Genomic DNA, 15,275 nt, shown 5'->3' with positions numbered 1-15,275 from the left:
AGGGGCGCAAAGGCTAACCCACCTTGGCTTTGTGCGGCAAGTCTTCGGCCAGCTTCTCCAGGAACATCGCCAGGGCGACTTCCTCGGCTTTCAGACCCTTGCGCACTCGTGGCTTGGGCAGTTTCGACAGTTCGCCGAGGCTGAAATGCTCAAGCACCGCGGGGTGGATGTAGCACTTGCGGCACACGGCGGGCGTGTTGCCCAACTGCCTGGCCACGTCCTTGACCATTCCTACCACGTGCCGCTTGGCGTCTGACTCCGGCTGCCACGCCAACTCGCGCAACACCGCCAATGCCATCGCCGTGCCCGCCCAGGTGCGGTAGTCCTTGGCGGTGAAGTCTTCGCCGGTGAGTTCGTGCAGGTAAGCGTTGACGTCATGGGAACTGACGGTGTGGCGTTCACCGTCTTCGTCCAGGTACTGGAACAGGTTCTGCCCGGGCAATTCCATGCAGCGCTTGACCACGCGGGCCAGGCGTCGGTCCTTGACACTCACTTGGTGCTCGACACCGCTTTTGCCGCGAAACTGAAACTGGATTTCGCTGCCCTTGATGTCCACATGGCGATTGCGCAGGGTGGTCAGGCCGTAGGATTTATTCTCGCGGGCGTATTGGGTATTGCCGACGCGGATCAGCGTGGCGTCCAGCAACGTCACCACCGTGGCCAGCACCTTTTCGCGGGTGAAGCCGGGCTCGGCGATTTGGGCTTCCAGCTGTTTGCGCAATTTTGGCAAGGCGCTGCCGAATGCCTGCAACCGCGAATACTTGTCGCTGTCACGCACTTCGCGCCAGCGTGGGTGGTAACGGTATTGCTTGCGGCCACGGGCGTCGCGGCCGGTGGCTTGCAGATGGCCGCGCGGGTCGGCGCAGATCCACACATCGGTGTAGGCGGGCGGTACCGCCAGCGCGTTCAGACGTTTTATTTCATCAGCATCGGTAATGCGCTGGCCTTTTGCGTCCAGGTATTGAAACTTGCCCCGCAGCTTTTTACGGCGGATTCCAGGCTGGGTGTCATCCACATAATGCAGGTCACGGGGCAGGTCGGCGGGCAACGAAGAGTCGGGCATGGTGCGGGTTCCTTGGCAACAAATCAGGCCGGTATGTCTGATTGACCGCAGCGTTTTGCGGTCGTGCCAATTGCTTAAGCCAGCACCGCCACCGCCTTGATTTGCGCCCATAGCACCTGGCCCGGATGCAGTTGCAGCTGGTCGCGGGAGAAACGCGTGATACGTGCCAGCAATGGTGTGCCGCCGGCATCCAGGCGTACCAGAACATGGGCGCTGTTATCCGCCCCCATGTCCTGGATGACCGTCACGGGCAAACGATTGAGGATGCTGCTGTGTTCGTCCGCTTGCAGGTTGAGGCTCACATCCCGTGCCTGGATCTTGACCCGCAACGGTTTACCCACCGCCACCGGCGCATGGGCCACGCGAATCTGCAATCGGCAGTCAGGCAGTTGCAGGGTGAGCAACTGATAGTGCGCGTCGTAGGCAATGACGCTGCCGGCGATCACCACGCCGGCATCGTCGCCCCGGGCCAGGGGCAAATCGAGACGCGCCAGGGTTTCGCCGATGGGGCCGCTGGCCAGGGCCTTGCCGTCGCTGAGCAGGGCGATATGGTCGGCCAGGCGCGCGACTTCATCCTGGGCATGGCTGACGTAGAGCACCGGGATATCCAGCTCGTCGTGCAGGCGCTCCAGGTACGGCAGGATCTCGTTTTTGCGTTTGCTGTCCAAGGCGGCCAGCGGTTCATCCATCAGTAACAGCCTGGGGCTGGTGAGCAAGGCCCTGGCGATACCGATGCGCTGACGCTCGCCCCCGGACAGGTGTTGTGGGTGACGCTCAAGCAGGTGACCGATGCCCAGCAGCTCGGTGGCCTGGGCCATATCCACACGCCGTTGCGCGCGCGGGATGCGCTTGAGGCCGAACTCCAGATTGGCCCGCACCGACAGGTGAGCAAACAGGCTTGCCTCTTGGAATACATACCCCAAGGCGCGTTTATGCGGTGGTACGAACAGCCCGTTGCGGCTGTCTTGCCAGACCTCATCATTGATCTGTACAAAACCCTCCTCGGCGCGCTCCAAGCCGGCGATACAACGCAGGCAGGTGGTCTTGCCGGAGCCGGACTGCCCATATAACGCGGTCACCCCACGCCCCGGCAATTGCAGGTCCACGTCCAGCGCGAAGGCGGAATATTTCAAGTTCAGACGTATATCAATCATCACGATCAGCTCCAGCCCATCCTGGTCTTGCGGCTGGAGTACAGCGCCAGCAATACGAGAAACGCGAACACCACCATGGCGCCGGCCAACCAATGGGCCTGGGCATATTCCATGGCTTCGACGTGGTCGTATATTTGCACCGAGACTACTCGGGTCTTGTCCGGGATATTGCCTCCGATCATCAACACCACGCCGAACTCGCCGACGGTATGGGCAAAGCCGAGGATCGACGCGGTGATAAAACCCGGGCGTGCCAGGGGCAGGATCACTGTAAAAAACGTGTCCCACGGATTGGCGCGCAAGGTCGCGGCTACTTCCAATGGGCGTGTGCCGATGGCGGAAAAGGCGTTCTGCAACGGCTGCACCACGAACGGCATGGAATAGATCACCGAGCCGATCACCAGCCCGGCGAAACTGAAGGTCAGGGTGCCCAGGCCCAGCCATTGGGTGAACTGGCCGAAGTAACCGTTGGGGCCCATCGTCAACAGCAAGTAGAAACCGATGACCGTTGGCGGCAGCACCAACGGTAATGCGACTACTGCACCGACGGGGCCGCGCCACCATGAGGTGGTGCGCGACAGCCACAGGGCTATCGGAGTGCCGATGATCAACAGGATCACAGTCGTCAGTGACGCCAGTTTGATGGTCAACCAGATCGCGGAAAAGTCAGCACTCGACAGGGGCATTTACAGTTCGTAGCCGTAGGATTTGATGATGGCAGCGGCTTTCGGGCCTTTCAGGTACTCAACCAGCGCCTTGGCAGCGGCGCTGTCTTTGCCTTTGTTGAGGATCACGGCGTCCTGTTTGATCGGGTCATGCATCGATGCCGGAACAATCCACGCCGAACCGCTGGTGACTTTGCCGTCTTTATAAATCTGCGACAAGGCGACAAAGCCCAGCTCGGCATTCCCGGTGGACACGAACTGATAGGCCTGGGTGATGTTCTGGCCTTCGACGAGCTTGTCCTTGACCTGCGCGGTCAAACCTTGCTTGGCCAGTACCTGGGTGGCGGCCAGGCCATAGGGCGCGGCTTTGGGGTTGGCGATGGACAGGTGCTTGAATTGATTGTGCTTGAGCACTTCACCTTTGGCGTCCACGTAGCCTGCTGTTGCCGACCACAGCGCAAGGGTGCCGACGGCGTAGGTAAAGCGCGACCCCTTGACCGTCTGGCCTTCGCTTTCGAGCTTCTGCGGGGTAGTGTCATCGGCGCTGAGGAACACCTCGAACGGCGCGCCGTTCTTGATCTGGGTATAGAACTGCCCGGTAGCACCGTAAGCCGCGACCAGTTTATGACCAGTGTCTTTCTCGAAGTCGACGGCAATTGCCTGGATCGGCGCGGTGAAGTTGGCGGCCACGGCCACCTGCACTTCATCGGCATGGGCCGAACCTAGCACGAACACGGCAAGCAGGGGGGCCAGGCGCGAGATACGGTTCATCGTGAAGCGACTCCTTGGGCTGTACGGGGCGTTCAGGTAGAAGGCTCTACCGCTATGTATGGGAATATATAGCGGTTGGCCATTGCCGGTACAGTGCAAAGTTGCCGCTGATGTCAGTGGCGCGCGAGTCGGGTCAACGCCTGCTCGGACAATTGAAGCGTCAGGTCATAAGTGGACAGGTCTTTGCCAAGCCCCAGTGCCTGGCCCGCCCACAGGTTGCTGAAACCTGCTTCATCCTTGGCCTTGAGCGGCATTAACGCACCACCGGCTTTGGGGAATGCCGGGGCGCTCGGGTTGATCGGGCCGAGCTCCCGCATCACGCGGTTGACGATGCCCCGCGCCGGGCGGCCGGTGAAGAGGTTGGTCAGTGCCGTCTCACTGGCCTGGGCATGGCGCAGCGCGTGGTGGTGAGAGGCGGTGATGCTGGCTTCGGGCGTGAACAGGTACGCCGTGCCAATCTGGACTGCCGAGGCACCCAGGGCAAGGGCCGCGACGATGCCACGCGCATCACCGATGCCGCCTGCGGCAATCACCGGCACGCTGACCGCGTCGACCACTTGCGGCACCAGTGCCATCAGCCCGATCTGGCTGTTCAGGTCATCGCTGAGGAATAGGCCACGGTGCCCACCGGCTTCAATGCCCATGGCAATAATTGCGTCGCAGCCGTGTTTTTCCAGCCAGATCGCTTCCTCAACGGTGGTGGCCGAGGACAGCACTTTGGCGCCCGTGGCTTTTACCCGATCGAGCAAGGACTTTTCCGGCAGGCCAAAATGAAAGCTCACGACTTCCGGGCGCAGTTGTTCCACCAACTGGCACGCCGGGTCGTCGAACGGTGCGCGATTGGACACGGGGGTGGGTGCATCAAAATCGGCACCAAGTTCGTGATAGTAGGGTTGCAGCACATCCTTCCAATGGCGGTCACGCTCCTCATCGGCTACAGGCGGCTGATGGCAGAAGAAGTTCAGATTCAACGGCCGTGTACTGGCCTGGCGGATGACAGTGACCGCTTCACGCAGTTGCTCGATACTCAGCGCTGCGGCAGGCATGGAGCCCAGCGCCCCGGCGCGTTGGGCAGCGATGACCATGGTGGTGGTCGTCGCCCCGGCCATTGGCGCCTGGATGATCGGCACGTCGATGCCCAGCAGGTCGAGAATTCGGGTGTCTGGCCAGGTGCTCATGGGATGCGTCTCCAGCGTTAGTAGGGCATTTCGCTGTTTTATCAGGGCCGTTGGCGCCGGGCCACTCTGTTTTATTCACTGGACGAGAATGGCATTTTATGAGGAGGGGGTTTCGCGCTTCAGCAACTCACGTTTGCGCTCTACCCCCCAGCGGTACCCCGACAGCTCACCATTGCTGCGCACCACACGATGACAGGGAATCGCCACCGCCAGGTGGTTGGCACCACAGGCCTGGGCCACGGCGCGAAAGGCGGTGGGCGCGCCGATGTGCTCGGCTATCTGGGCATAGCTGGCGGTACTTCCTACCGGGATTTCGCGCAATGCCTGCCATACCCGTTCCTGAAAGGCAGTGCCGCGCAGGTCCAGAGGCAGATCCAGGCCCAGGGCAGGGGCTTCGACAAAGCCCACCACCTGGGCGACCAGTTGTTCGAAATCCTGATCCGCGCCAACCAACTCTGCCTTGGGAAACTGATCTTGCAGGTCGCGCACCAGTTTATCCGGATCATCCCCGAGCAAAATCGCACACACGCCACGCTGACTCTGCGCCACCAGAATTGCGCCCAGCGAGCATTGGCCGACGGCAAAGCGAATGGTGTTATTGACGCCGCCGCCTTTGTAGTCCTTGGGTTTCATGCCAAGTAGCTGGTCAGCCGCTTCATAAAAACGGCTGTTGGCGTTAAAGCCTGCGTCATACAGGGCGTCTGTCACCGACTGCTGCCCCTTGAGGCCATCGCGGACCTTGCGTGAGCGCAGGGCGCTGGCGTAGCGCTTGGGGGTCAAGCCGGTGCCGGCTTTGAACACACGGTGGAAGTGGAACGGGCTCAACCCGGCCTGGCCTGCCAGTACATCCAGGCTCGGGGGCGTTTCAGCCTGTTCGATCAGCCGGCAGGCGTCGGCGACTAACTGCGCATGGTAAGCCGCCAGTTGAGTCTGATCGCCCGTAGCGCGTTTGCTGGCACGATAACCCGCGGCTTCGGCCTGGGCCGGTGTGTCGAAGAACTCGATATTCTCAGGGCGTGGCAAACGCGAAGCACTGCTGGGGCGGCAATACACGCCCGTGGTTTTCACGCCGTAGACAAACAGGGCATCTGCCTTGGCATCGCGGGCAATGATGGCGGCCCAGCGCGGATCGTGTTCGTTGTTCATGGCCTGCACTCCAGACGGTTCAGGGGCAGATTAAGCGGGTCGCCCACCGGTAAAACTCCGAAGCTTGCGGTCAAATTAGCCGGCGGTGCGAAAGGTCAGGTTGATGCGCTGCGCGCCCATGACCGGATGCTCGCCGGCCTTGATTGGCATCACCCCATGAAAGCGCAGGCGATCAACCCCGCCCCACACCACCACATCGCCATGGAACAGCGAGACTTTTTGCGTTTTGTCACTGCGCTCATGGCCACCGAACAGGAAAATCGCCGGTAGGCCGAGGGACACCGAGACCACCGGCGCGCTGTAGCTGCGCTCGTTCTTGTCCTGGTGCAGAGACATCTTTGCCCCTGGCACGTAACGGTTGATCAGGCAGGCGTCAGGCAGGAAGTCGCGGAAGCCGGCCTCGGTTGCCGCCGCCATGGCCAGTTGGCGCAACGCATCCGGCATGGCGGGCCAGGGTTGCTGGTTGCGCGGGTCGAGTGGGCTGTAGCGATAGCCGCGGGTATCGGTGGTCCAGCCCAGTTCGCCGCAACTGCTCAGCGCTGCCGACATGGTAAAGCCACCGGGCGTGACCATTTGCCGAAAGGGGGACTGGGCCAGCACGCGCCGCAACTCAGGTAGCAGCCGCTCAATCCAGGGCAGGGCATAGCCCCTTAGAACGTAGGACTCTTCACCGATCTGCTCGCGCCCGGCAGGTTGCTGCAGGGCAGCATCGGCGAACAAATCGGCAGTAGGGCCCGGCATGACTTACAGCGCCTTGCTCACGGTGATGTCGGTAATTACGTCGCTGGCATCGTGAATTTTCGCCAGGGCTTGCTTGGCTTCTTCGACGCTGTTGGCGGTCAACTGGGCAAATTCGAAGCGGCGTTCGCCGTTGAGCTTGTACTTGATGACGTATTTGGTCGTATGGGTCACTGCTTTTTTCCTGTCAGTTGCTGGTTCAGCTCAGCTTGGTGCTGGTGCGACGAACGATGCGGATCTTGTGGGACAGCGCTGGCTTGCGGGTCACGCTGATGGCGCGACGGGTCACCACATCAAGGGTGATGTTCCAGAAGCCGGTGCTGGGTGCAGTGATCTTGGCCGGGAATTTATCGAATGCACCGCCGTGGTAGGTATGGCGCCCGCCATTTTTGAAGCTGCGAAAGTTCGCATCGCTCATCAAGCGGATGTTGCAGGTCTGTGAACATTCGATAACGACAATGTCTCCCTCGTTGAGGTGCTCACGCTGGTGAATGAATTTCATGCGGGTGTCTCCAGAAGGGCTTTTTCTGAAAAATCAGAACGATACGTAGGTTAAGATGGAGTTTATCAGCCCCAGCGCGTTTATTATCGGGCCGTCGTCGACGACTTCGACAATTAAAAACAGTTATTTACCGTGTTATCAGAGATAAATCCTACGTTGCTGGGAGAAATTTACCATCCTCGCTGTCGTAGGGTCTTTATCGGAGGTTTTAGTATGAAGTGGAGTGTGTTGGTGCTGGCCTTGGCAATTGCTGGGTGTGCTTCGGTTGCAGATATCAAGCAGACCCCGCCAACGTTGGTGGTCATCTCAGGGAAGAAACCGCAGGAATATGCGGCGTGTGTTGTGCGCAAACTGGAGGCGACCCGTCGGCCGCCACAGATCGAACCCCATAAAGACGGTATCCAGGTCATCGTGCCGCAGAAGTTTTCGGCGGACCCTTCTGCGATCTTCGAAATCGAAGACCGCTCCAGTGGTAGCAGTATCAAGCTCTATGAAAGCATGTCCAACGTGCCGATCCGGCCGGGCGACGTGAAGAAAGCCGGGGAAGAGTGCATTTCCGGCTGAGTCTGGTTGCGCTGGCAAGACGTCTCACCCTACGCACTGAATCCGATAAAAAGCCCCGATCCTGCAGGATTGGGGCTTTTTTTGCCTATGTGTCCGTGCTGATCGGGCAGGGCATCCGTTAAACTATCGTGCATTCACTATAAAGATGCCGCTCAAACCTTGGGTTCGAGCGGCATTTGTTCTTTCTGGAAAGCCCGTTATGAAACGAGAACACGTCAAAGCCCGTCAGGCCGAAGGTCAGATTTCGGCGACCCATGTCATCCAGAACCCCGCCGATCTGGGCGAGTGGATCGTATTCTTCAAGAAAAGCGGCGGCCGCAGTTACTTCCTGGTAGACGATCAGGACGAGGTCGAATCATTTGCACGCCTGGATGACCTCATCGAAATCTTGCGCGGCCTGGGTATCAAGTTTGCCGAAGTGCATCTGTAGCCCGGCGGTTTACTTGCACACCACCACCACACTGCGGCCCTTGAAATTGCCTACGTCCTGGCCCAGGGTCTTGTCGCTGTCCTTGAGGGCTGGCGTGCCGTTGGTGCCGACGATGTGGTAACCGGTGCCGGCACAAGAGGCGTCAGCTTTCTCGTAGCAACTGGCCCATGAGTTGGCCTCGCCCGAGCAGTCGATAGTCAAGCCTTGTTCGCCATTTTTCAGCAAAGTATCGGAAGCGGTCGTGCAGCCGGCAAGTGCTAGTACCGCAGTCAGTGCCAGGATTTTTTTCATAAAAGGTCTTCGTCGAGAGGGTAGAGGGCGCTGACACTATCGTGGGGCGTTGGCGCGGATTATAGCGAACTGCCACCTGGTGTGCAGTCGCCGTTGCAAGTACTGCGCTTGCGCACCTTTGGTTAGCGTAAGTCAGCTGTTGGTGGCCGTCAGGGCACTCCCATCACCAGCACGCCGCTCCCGCTGATTGCCCCAGCTGCAGGGAGCGAGCCCGCTTGTCCCACCAGCGAAAACGTCACATCATCGCCTCCTACACTGTTGGTAATTTGGGTCAGGAATGAACCGTTGACTCGAACCGCAGAGCCTGCACGTACAAGGGCGGTACCTACGTTGGGGTTGGTCATTGTCAGGAGCCGATTATCAAACGACGACGGGATACCTTTGTAGGTGATGGTTATCGGCGTGGTAATTCCGCTATTCGGGCATGAGTAGCTTAGCCTGCGGTTGGTGCGAATGGGCGTGGTCAGTGGATCGCTACCGATCGCCCGCTGGTTTACGTCGCCGAAGTTGATCTCGATCGGGTTGTTATTGTTGATCGTGCAAGTCGATGGGGAGACGCCGAAGTTGTTCGCGGCGGTGTACGTGAGTACGAGCCTCGTAGTTCCCGAACTGTAATTGTTCGTTTGGTAGAGATTCAGCATGCCCAGGACATCCCCTCTTTGAACCTCGATAGGGTTGCTCGGATCGTTTCGCAGCAAGATGTAGGGGGTCACACTGATGGGATACGCCGCACCGTTATTAGGCATGGTCGCGATCCGGATGTTAAACGGCACAGGGGTGTTATAAAACGCGCCGTTTATGCGTAAGCCGGTACCTTGGTTGGAAAATTTCGGACCGGGCACCCAAGGGGGGCCGGCTGGCGCCGCTGTTCCCCAAAAGTCTATGCGCGTAGGGTGAGCAGCCCAGAAGGTAAATCGGCAGTCCAGCCACGCGCCTTCAAGAATGATACGGGTGCTGTCCGAGCCGAGACTAACGTTGACGGGGACCTGCAGGTTAAGAATCCCGCCGTCGCCTACGTATTGCCATGCTCCGCCATTAACGCGGCAATCCGCTGCTCGCACGGTCGTGGTGACACTACTCAGCAGTACGAGAAGCACTATAGCTCCATAGAGTTGTTTCATTTTTGATCTCTCATTGCTCCTCTGTCCGCAGGTCGCTGCGCAGGTATACAGCCCCGTGCTGAAACCGTCCGGAAGAGAGTTAAGGGTTTGTCCATGCCGTTCTCTGCCGAGGAGCGGCTACGGATAGTCCAACGTAAAAGTAGAGGTCACCCTGTACACGCCTTGCCCGATGGTCTGGTCACTGATGGCCTGCGGCTCGCCCTGCACAAAGGCTTTAAGCGCGATCACATTGCTGCCGTCACTCAACACCTGCGCATCACTGACGGTGTTCAACGGCAGTGGCTTGTTGCTCGGCGTCTCTATGCCAACCCCGATACCCGAGGCGCCACTTCCTGCGTCCAGCGCGAGCATTCCGGGCAGCGCGGCATTTTCCCTGCCGCCAAACGTGATGGTGACGGTGGAGCCAACCGTGGTGTCGCAGTTCTCCAGGTGCAGCCTGAAATCTTTGCCCTGTGAGCGTGTGTTGATGTAGAGGTGTTTGCTGGTGACGTCCCAGAGTTCCAAGGTGACGGCATCGTCACCAGGACGCAGCGTGCAAGCCTCCTGAACCAGGTTGCCCTTGAAGCTCAGATTGTCCGCTGCTTGTCCCTCGCCGATCAGGCCCAAGGCCAGTATCAGCGCAGTAGACGGCCAAGCTGTATGGCGCTTGTGTCCCATTGATTCGACTCCTACTGGTATTCGGCCAACAGCGTGGCCACCGCCGTAAACCTTGCGGGTGCCAGGGTTGCCCCCGGCTGTTTGACCGGGACCACTTCCAGTACGGGCGGTGACGACAGGATGATGTCCAGGGGTGTGTTGAGTGGAAACGGCTGGTTATTCTGGAAAACCCGAATGCCCAGCTCCGGCACGCTGGTCTGTACGGCTGAACCGTCAAACGATGTGGCGGTACCGTTGACGCTTAACTTCAGCTCCCATGGCAGGGTGTCGGTGCCGCAGCTAATGGTGTAGCCGACGCCCTGGCGGTACCTCACACCGTCGACACGCTTTATCCCGACATCACCAAAATCGACTTCAATCGTGTTGCCGGCATCGATGGTGCAAGGCGGCGGCTCATTCAGCGTGCCGCTGAAAGTCAGGTTGGCTGATGCACCACTGCAAAAGCCGATGGAACACAAGGCGAGCATCGCTCTCTGCGGCCAAAGGGTCATGGCTCGGTTCTCTTTATCGGTGATCGATTTCATTGGTAATCCACCACCAGAGTGGCCGCCGCATCGAATGTTCCACCGGTCAAGGTGCTGCCTGCGCGTTTGACCGGTACTGCCTGCACCACCGGAACGTTGGGATAGGTAAAGTTCACCGCCGTGTTCAAGGGCCAATCAGCGCCATTGATGAACAGCTTCACGCCAAGATCCGGTTTGCGGGTCACGAGCACGCGATTGTCAAACGTGGCACTCGTGCCCTTGAGTTCCAGTGTCAACGCATTACTGAAAGGGGAGGCGCAGGTGACGGTGTAGGGCACATCTCGACGGTAGTTGACGCCGTCAATCCGAGAGGTCAGCAGGTCATTGCCAAAAGGCACGTTGAGCGTGCTGCCGCTGTTGATGACACACGGGGGCGGCGCGATGATGACCGCTCGGATGGTCAGGTTGGTATCGGCCTGAACCCCCTGGCTGAGCGCCAATAGCAGGTTGCTCGCGATAAATACAGCCCACGAACCGTTTGATTTAGCCATTGCTCTGCTCTTACTCATAATTGAGCCTGAAATCCACCACTGCGCGGAATGCCCCGCTGGACAGTGGCGCGGAGGTGCGAGTGGGCCGGACGTTCCAGGTTTTGGTGTTGCCGCCCAGGGGCAAGAACAGCGGTTCGCCCCTCGATCCCAGTTGTACATCCCGCCCAAGCGAGTCGGTCAGCTGCAGGCCCATCCCGGTGATGCCTTGCACTTTGACCAGTCGTGAATCATCGGCATCCGCAGGCGCAAGGAATGCGACCGATAGCACCGGCTGAAAGGCACTCCACGTAAGATTGCCGGTGCGTTCACTGCGGATGCTGCCGGCGGTGCGATTGCAATCGGTAAAGCGCAACTGGAACGCCACCTGGTTTGCCTGATCGCCGGGCCGGCGTAACTGGCTGGTGGATACCACGCCCAGGTCAATGGTTTGATGCAGCGAGTTCATTTCCAGGCTGCAAGGTGTTTCATGCATGGACCCGGAAATATTCAGCACGCCATTCATACCCTCGACATCCGCGGCCTGCGCACTCCCCCAACAGGCCAGTAACAGGCCGCTCAGTACCTTCATATAGTGCGGTTTCATGGCTTACTCCGGCGGCAGACTTACTGGTTAGGCGGTGCTGCTTGCAGGTTCACCTTGCAAGTCTCACCGCTGCAGGAGAAGGCCAGCAGTGGGCGTGCGCCGTAATCATTGACGTAGGCAAGATGAGGCGTGGAACCGAGGGCTTCGACCGTCGGGCCTAACGTCACCGCACCTTTGGGCGGGACCATCAGCGGCTCGAAGCCCGCGACGGTCTTGCCGTCCTTGCTGCTACGTGCGTCCACCAGCGTCACGTAGTAAGGCGTCGGGTTATTGACTTGATAACGCTCGCCTTGTCGGGTAAGGGTCAGGCGCTCCTGCCAGGGGTTGGAAACTTCTTGTTGGCTGGGCGCGATGGCTTGTGGTCGGTAGAACAATTTGATACGGGTCTGCAACGCGATTTGCAACGTGTTGGCCTTATCGGTGCGAGGTGGAATTTCCCGCAGGTTGAAGTAATAGACCGTCTCCCGGTCTTGGGGCAGGGACTTGGCTGCCGGTAACGCCTGGACCTTCACTTGGCTTTGTTTGCCGGGTTCTACGCGCTGCACCGGTGGCAACACGATCAAGGGTGTGGTGATCTTCTGGCCTTGCTCATCCTCGATCCAGCCTTGGGCCAGATAAGGCAGCTGAGTGTTGTTATTGGTGATGCTCACGCTGGTGGCATCCTTGCCGCCATCAAAAATCACCCGGGTACGGTCCAGGCCAATCGCTGCGGTGGCGTTTTGGCTCAGGCTGAGCGCCAGCAGTGTGAGGGTCGAGAGTGTGATGCGTATGTTCAATGTCATGATGATGTAGTCTCCGGGGCGGTGTGCTTGCCGGTCAGCTCTGCCGGCGCGGACAAGGGTTGATCGGTGACTGCCATCCGGCAGTCCAGTTGCAGTGCGTTGGTCAGGCCATCCGCAGGCAAAACGACGGGTAAGGTGAGGGTGCATTGCTCGCGGCCGCTCCAACTGACGACCATCTGCTCGCCTGGCTGGATACCGCTCAGGTACACATTGCCACCGTCATTCACAATCCCGGTGTCCTGCTGTTTTGTGTTTTTGACCATTGCACCGAAGGGCGGCGCACTGCCATCCGGCAGACGCAGGACAGCCATGGCTTTCTCACCGGAAATGAGTTCCAGGGCGCGATAACCGATGGCCCCTTCCGTGAGCGTCAGTTGGGTGACCGACTGGGTGGCTTCGACATTGCTCGGCAAGCGTTCCAGGTCGACACTGGCGGCCGTACGCTGGTAGCTGCTCAAATCGGAAATGACGGCCTTGCCAAACGCATTACTGCGGGTTGGCGTGCCGTAACCGCGCACCGGCACATCAGCAACACCGCCGGTATCGACCATCAGGCGGGTCCCGCCCATGCTGTTGGTACGATGCAGCGCTGCCCCGTGAGGCGTGAGCGTGCCACCGCCGCGAGCTGACATGCTGAGGCTGGTGTAGTTGCCTTGCTGCCGACTGGCAGCAAGCGTCAAGTCAGCCTGGTCACCCGCATGGCTTAGATAGCCGCTGGCCGAATTGTCGCTCGCACTGAGTTGGTAACTGTTGCGCTCATCAATGCGATCACTGTAGCGGGTTGAAAACCCGTTTTTACCCGCGGTTCTGTTAGCGTCCAGCGATAGCGTGCCGCTGCGTCCCAGTGGCACACTGACCGTCAGCGCCATACCGTTATCCTTATAGTTGTAATCCTGAGTGCGGTACACGTTCAAAGACAGGCTCATGTTTTTGACGGTGCCAATATTGAGATAACGTGACAGCGTCAAGTTCCAGCGTTGAGTCGCCGGTCGGGTCCAATAAGTTTGTTTGTTGTAACTGGCGTAGACAGTGGCGCCCAAGTCTCGAAACTGCTTATTTACAGTGGCTGTATAAAGCGCCTTGCTGCCACCCACAGGCTTCCATCCACCCGTGTATTGACCGTGCTCATCGTATTTTTCGCGCCCAGCCAGTTCGCCGTTCATTCCGTAGTGACGAGCATCCAAGTATTCACTCATGCTCAAGAAGTTCTTGTCGGAGAACCGGTAGCCGGCAAAGGTTACTTGGCTGTCGTATTGTTCAAAGTTCTTCGAATATTGCAGGCGCAAGGATTTACCGGACAGCGTTTCATTCCACACGTTGGCGTGGGACTGGGTAACATCCAGCGAGAGGGCGCCCAAAGCCAAAAGGTCACGTCCCGCCCCAATCGTTGCCGCCCGGTAGTACTTATCCGTTATAGCGCCGCCAAACAGCGACCAGCCGTTGCTGACCCCCCACGAAAACTCGCCCGTGCCAAAGAGATTACCGTCAGCGCCGTACTGAAGACTGGAAGGGCGACCAGTTGCCAGTTTGTATCGAACCTGCCCGGGGCGCGTGAGGTAGGGCACACCAGCAGTGTTGAGCTTGAAAGTCTGCACCGAGCCGTCCTGCTCCTCGACGCGCACATCCAGCGTGCCGGCGACGGCATCATTAAGATCCTGAATGCGAAATGGGCCGGCTGCCACCAGGGTTTCATACAGCACGCGCCCTTGCTGGCTGACTACCACCCTGGCATTGGTTTTGGCCACCCCGAGCACTTCAGGGGCGTAACCGCGCAAATTAGGTGGCAACTGGCTTTCGTCCGAGTTGAGCGCCGCCCCGGTAAAACGGAAGCTGTCAAACAGATCCGAATACAGGTAGTTCTCTCCCACCAACAGGCGCGCCTTCAGCGCAGGTATCGCGCGATAAGCGTAGTAACGACTCCATTCCAGTTTTTGCTCCCCGGCAGATCTGTCCCTCGCGCTGTCGACACGCCCCTGCCAATCGGCCCGCAGGCGCCAAGCCCCGGCATTGGCACCCACGGTGCCATTACCACTGAGGTGATTGCGGGTACGCTCGTTTTTTTGAGCGTTGGACTGCGCCGTCATGTTGTAGTCAATCAAAAGCCCTGGCACCCCTTCATCCCAGCGTGCGGGTGGGTCCCAATTGATCGCGCTGTATTCAAGGTAGGCGTGGGGGAGGTTGATGCTCAGCGTGGAGGTCGCCAGATCCGCGCTGACCTCCGTACCTGGCAGGCTGTGAATGTCCAGGCACTCGCTACCTTTCCACCAGGTCAGGCTGGCCGCTTCGGATGCCTTCAGGCCCAGTTGTTCCACCAGGTCAACTGACAAACACGCCTGGCTTCCTTTGGGGTCATCCTCGGGCGGGTAAAATGCCACCGATTGCTCGGAAACAGGCTGGCCATTTATCTGTACAAGCATCGTGTAGGTGCCGGGCAAAATGAACCCGCTGCGTGCAAATCGAGACAAATCGATATTGGTGCGATCATTGAGATCAAGAACGTCCGTATTGAATTCGATATCACCGCCGGCCCATGCAGTTCCTGCCAGTGACATCAGCCCGCCAACCAGACTAGGACGCAGCTTGTTTTTGATCTTCGACGCATTCAGCATGAAAGC

General features: G+C 59.2%; 19 protein-coding genes. 2 read left to right on the top strand and 17 right to left on the bottom strand.

Annotation, left to right across the window (positions count from 1 at the left end; genetic code table 11):
- Positions 1-13: 13 nt before the first annotated feature.
- From FW800_RS04725 to FW800_RS04685, 9 genes are all read right to left on the bottom strand, one after another.
- The gene (locus FW800_RS04725) at positions 14-1,063 is read right to left on the bottom strand and encodes a DNA topoisomerase IB (protein ID WP_005788182.1); all 1,050 of its coding nucleotides are present in this window, start codon (positions 1,061-1,063) and stop codon (positions 14-16) included.
- 74 nt (positions 1,064-1,137) lie between these two features.
- Positions 1,138-2,217, bottom strand: coding sequence for a molybdenum ABC transporter ATP-binding protein (gene modC, locus FW800_RS04720; RefSeq protein WP_446437080.1), 1,080 nt, complete (start codon positions 2,215-2,217; stop codon positions 1,138-1,140).
- A 5-nt stretch (positions 2,218-2,222) separates the two neighbouring features.
- On the bottom strand, positions 2,223-2,903 hold the full coding sequence (gene modB, locus FW800_RS04715; protein ID WP_005788186.1) for a molybdate ABC transporter permease subunit: 681 nt from the start codon (positions 2,901-2,903) through the stop codon (positions 2,223-2,225).
- A complete protein-coding gene (gene modA, locus FW800_RS04710; RefSeq protein ID WP_032875495.1) occupies positions 2,904-3,653 on the bottom strand; it encodes a molybdate ABC transporter substrate-binding protein in 750 nt (249 codons plus the stop codon).
- 113 nt (positions 3,654-3,766) lie between these two features.
- Complete coding sequence (locus tag FW800_RS04705; RefSeq protein ID WP_446437079.1) at positions 3,767-4,831, bottom strand: NAD(P)H-dependent flavin oxidoreductase; 1,065 nt, start codon at positions 4,829-4,831, stop codon at positions 3,767-3,769.
- Positions 4,832-4,927: 96 nt separating this feature from the next.
- Positions 4,928-5,977: a bifunctional DNA-binding transcriptional regulator/O6-methylguanine-DNA methyltransferase Ada gene (ada, locus tag FW800_RS04700; RefSeq protein ID WP_446437078.1), complete on the bottom strand. Its 1,050-nt coding sequence runs from the start codon at positions 5,975-5,977 to the stop codon at positions 4,928-4,930.
- A 75-nt stretch (positions 5,978-6,052) separates the two neighbouring features.
- The gene (gene alkB, locus FW800_RS04695) at positions 6,053-6,718 is read right to left on the bottom strand and encodes a DNA oxidative demethylase AlkB (RefSeq protein ID WP_078821326.1); all 666 of its coding nucleotides are present in this window, start codon (positions 6,716-6,718) and stop codon (positions 6,053-6,055) included.
- 3 nt (positions 6,719-6,721) lie between these two features.
- Positions 6,722-6,889, bottom strand: coding sequence for a hypothetical protein (locus FW800_RS04690; protein WP_177464515.1), 168 nt, complete (start codon positions 6,887-6,889; stop codon positions 6,722-6,724).
- Positions 6,890-6,914: 25 nt separating this feature from the next.
- Positions 6,915-7,217, bottom strand: a complete 303-nt coding sequence (locus tag FW800_RS04685) for a DUF1883 domain-containing protein (protein WP_003173824.1) — start codon at positions 7,215-7,217, stop codon at positions 6,915-6,917.
- Positions 7,218-7,430: 213 nt separating this feature from the next.
- On the opposite strand from FW800_RS04685, the gene FW800_RS04680 reads away from it, so the two are divergent.
- Positions 7,431-7,781 (top strand): hypothetical protein, encoded by a 351-nt coding sequence (locus FW800_RS04680; protein WP_005788197.1) that lies wholly within the window; start codon positions 7,431-7,433, stop codon positions 7,779-7,781.
- Positions 7,782-7,980: 199 nt separating this feature from the next.
- Positions 7,981-8,211, top strand: a complete 231-nt coding sequence (locus tag FW800_RS04675) for a hypothetical protein (RefSeq protein WP_032875489.1) — start codon at positions 7,981-7,983, stop codon at positions 8,209-8,211.
- A gap of 9 nt (positions 8,212-8,220) precedes the next feature.
- On the opposite strand, the gene FW800_RS04670 is transcribed toward FW800_RS04675, so the two are convergent.
- The 8 genes from FW800_RS04670 to FW800_RS04635 all read right to left on the bottom strand — a co-directional run bounded on the left by FW800_RS04670 (position 8,221) and on the right by FW800_RS04635 (position 15,269).
- Positions 8,221-8,502, bottom strand: coding sequence for a hypothetical protein (locus tag FW800_RS04670; protein WP_446437077.1), 282 nt, complete (start codon positions 8,500-8,502; stop codon positions 8,221-8,223).
- Between the two features lie 149 nt (positions 8,503-8,651).
- Positions 8,652-9,623, bottom strand: coding sequence for a fimbrial protein (locus FW800_RS04665; RefSeq protein WP_446437076.1), 972 nt, complete (start codon positions 9,621-9,623; stop codon positions 8,652-8,654).
- Positions 9,624-9,740: 117 nt separating this feature from the next.
- On the bottom strand, positions 9,741-10,280 hold the full coding sequence (locus FW800_RS04660; protein WP_103735139.1) for a fimbrial protein: 540 nt from the start codon (positions 10,278-10,280) through the stop codon (positions 9,741-9,743).
- Between the two features lie 11 nt (positions 10,281-10,291).
- A complete protein-coding gene (locus tag FW800_RS04655) occupies positions 10,292-10,771 on the bottom strand; it encodes a fimbrial protein (RefSeq protein WP_248128747.1) in 480 nt (159 codons plus the stop codon).
- Positions 10,772-10,800: 29 nt separating this feature from the next.
- Positions 10,801-11,295 (bottom strand): fimbrial protein, encoded by a 495-nt coding sequence (locus FW800_RS04650; protein WP_446437075.1) that lies wholly within the window; start codon positions 11,293-11,295, stop codon positions 10,801-10,803.
- A 10-nt stretch (positions 11,296-11,305) separates the two neighbouring features.
- On the bottom strand, positions 11,306-11,878 hold the full coding sequence (locus FW800_RS04645) for a fimbrial protein (protein WP_032875475.1): 573 nt from the start codon (positions 11,876-11,878) through the stop codon (positions 11,306-11,308).
- Between the two features lie 20 nt (positions 11,879-11,898).
- A complete protein-coding gene (locus FW800_RS04640; protein WP_446437074.1) occupies positions 11,899-12,660 on the bottom strand; it encodes a fimbria/pilus periplasmic chaperone in 762 nt (253 codons plus the stop codon).
- Positions 12,657-15,269 carry an outer membrane usher protein gene (locus tag FW800_RS04635; protein ID WP_081883267.1) on the bottom strand — a complete coding sequence of 871 codons (2,613 nt, stop codon included), beginning with the start codon at positions 15,267-15,269 and terminating at the stop codon, positions 12,657-12,659. The genes FW800_RS04640 and FW800_RS04635 overlap by 4 nt, the downstream gene beginning before the upstream one ends.
- Between the last annotated feature and the right edge of the window lie 6 nt (positions 15,270-15,275).

Source organism: Pseudomonas sp. 910_23 (genome assembly GCF_052850795.1).
The sequence above is the reverse complement of the archived record's forward strand: the minus strand, read 5'-3'. Positions and strand labels throughout refer to the sequence as shown.

Bases quoted from the DNA above. Each gene is read 5' to 3' on its own strand.
- FW800_RS04725 (WP_005788182.1), bottom strand. From the start codon at position 1,063: ATGCCCGACTCTTCGTTGCCCGCCGACCTGCCCCGTGACCTGCATTAT.
- modC (WP_446437080.1), bottom strand. From the start codon at position 2,217: ATGATTGATATACGTCTGAACTTGAAATATTCCGCCTTCGCGCTGGAC.
- modB (WP_005788186.1), bottom strand. From the start codon at position 2,903: ATGCCCCTGTCGAGTGCTGACTTTTCCGCGATCTGGTTGACCATCAAA.
- modA (WP_032875495.1), bottom strand. From the start codon at position 3,653: ATGAACCGTATCTCGCGCCTGGCCCCCCTGCTTGCCGTGTTCGTGCTA.
- FW800_RS04705 (WP_446437079.1), bottom strand. From the start codon at position 4,831: ATGAGCACCTGGCCAGACACCCGAATTCTCGACCTGCTGGGCATCGAC.
- ada (WP_446437078.1), bottom strand. From the start codon at position 5,977: ATGAACAACGAACACGATCCGCGCTGGGCCGCCATCATTGCCCGCGAT.
- alkB (WP_078821326.1), bottom strand. From the start codon at position 6,718: ATGCCGGGCCCTACTGCCGATTTGTTCGCCGATGCTGCCCTGCAGCAA.
- FW800_RS04685 (WP_003173824.1), bottom strand. From the start codon at position 7,217: ATGAAATTCATTCACCAGCGTGAGCACCTCAACGAGGGAGACATTGTC.
- FW800_RS04680 (WP_005788197.1), top strand. From the start codon at position 7,431: ATGAAGTGGAGTGTGTTGGTGCTGGCCTTGGCAATTGCTGGGTGTGCT.
- FW800_RS04675 (WP_032875489.1), top strand. From the start codon at position 7,981: ATGAAACGAGAACACGTCAAAGCCCGTCAGGCCGAAGGTCAGATTTCG.
- FW800_RS04670 (WP_446437077.1), bottom strand. From the start codon at position 8,502: ATGAAAAAAATCCTGGCACTGACTGCGGTACTAGCACTTGCCGGCTGC.
- FW800_RS04665 (WP_446437076.1), bottom strand. From the start codon at position 9,623: ATGAAACAACTCTATGGAGCTATAGTGCTTCTCGTACTGCTGAGTAGT.
- FW800_RS04660 (WP_103735139.1), bottom strand. From the start codon at position 10,280: ATGGGACACAAGCGCCATACAGCTTGGCCGTCTACTGCGCTGATACTG.
- FW800_RS04655 (WP_248128747.1), bottom strand. From the start codon at position 10,771: ATGACCCTTTGGCCGCAGAGAGCGATGCTCGCCTTGTGTTCCATCGGC.
- FW800_RS04650 (WP_446437075.1), bottom strand. From the start codon at position 11,295: ATGGCTAAATCAAACGGTTCGTGGGCTGTATTTATCGCGAGCAACCTG.
- FW800_RS04645 (WP_032875475.1), bottom strand. From the start codon at position 11,878: ATGAAACCGCACTATATGAAGGTACTGAGCGGCCTGTTACTGGCCTGT.
- FW800_RS04640 (WP_446437074.1), bottom strand. From the start codon at position 12,660: ATGACATTGAACATACGCATCACACTCTCGACCCTCACACTGCTGGCG.
- FW800_RS04635 (WP_081883267.1), bottom strand. From the start codon at position 15,269: ATGCTGAATGCGTCGAAGATCAAAAACAAGCTGCGTCCTAGTCTGGTT.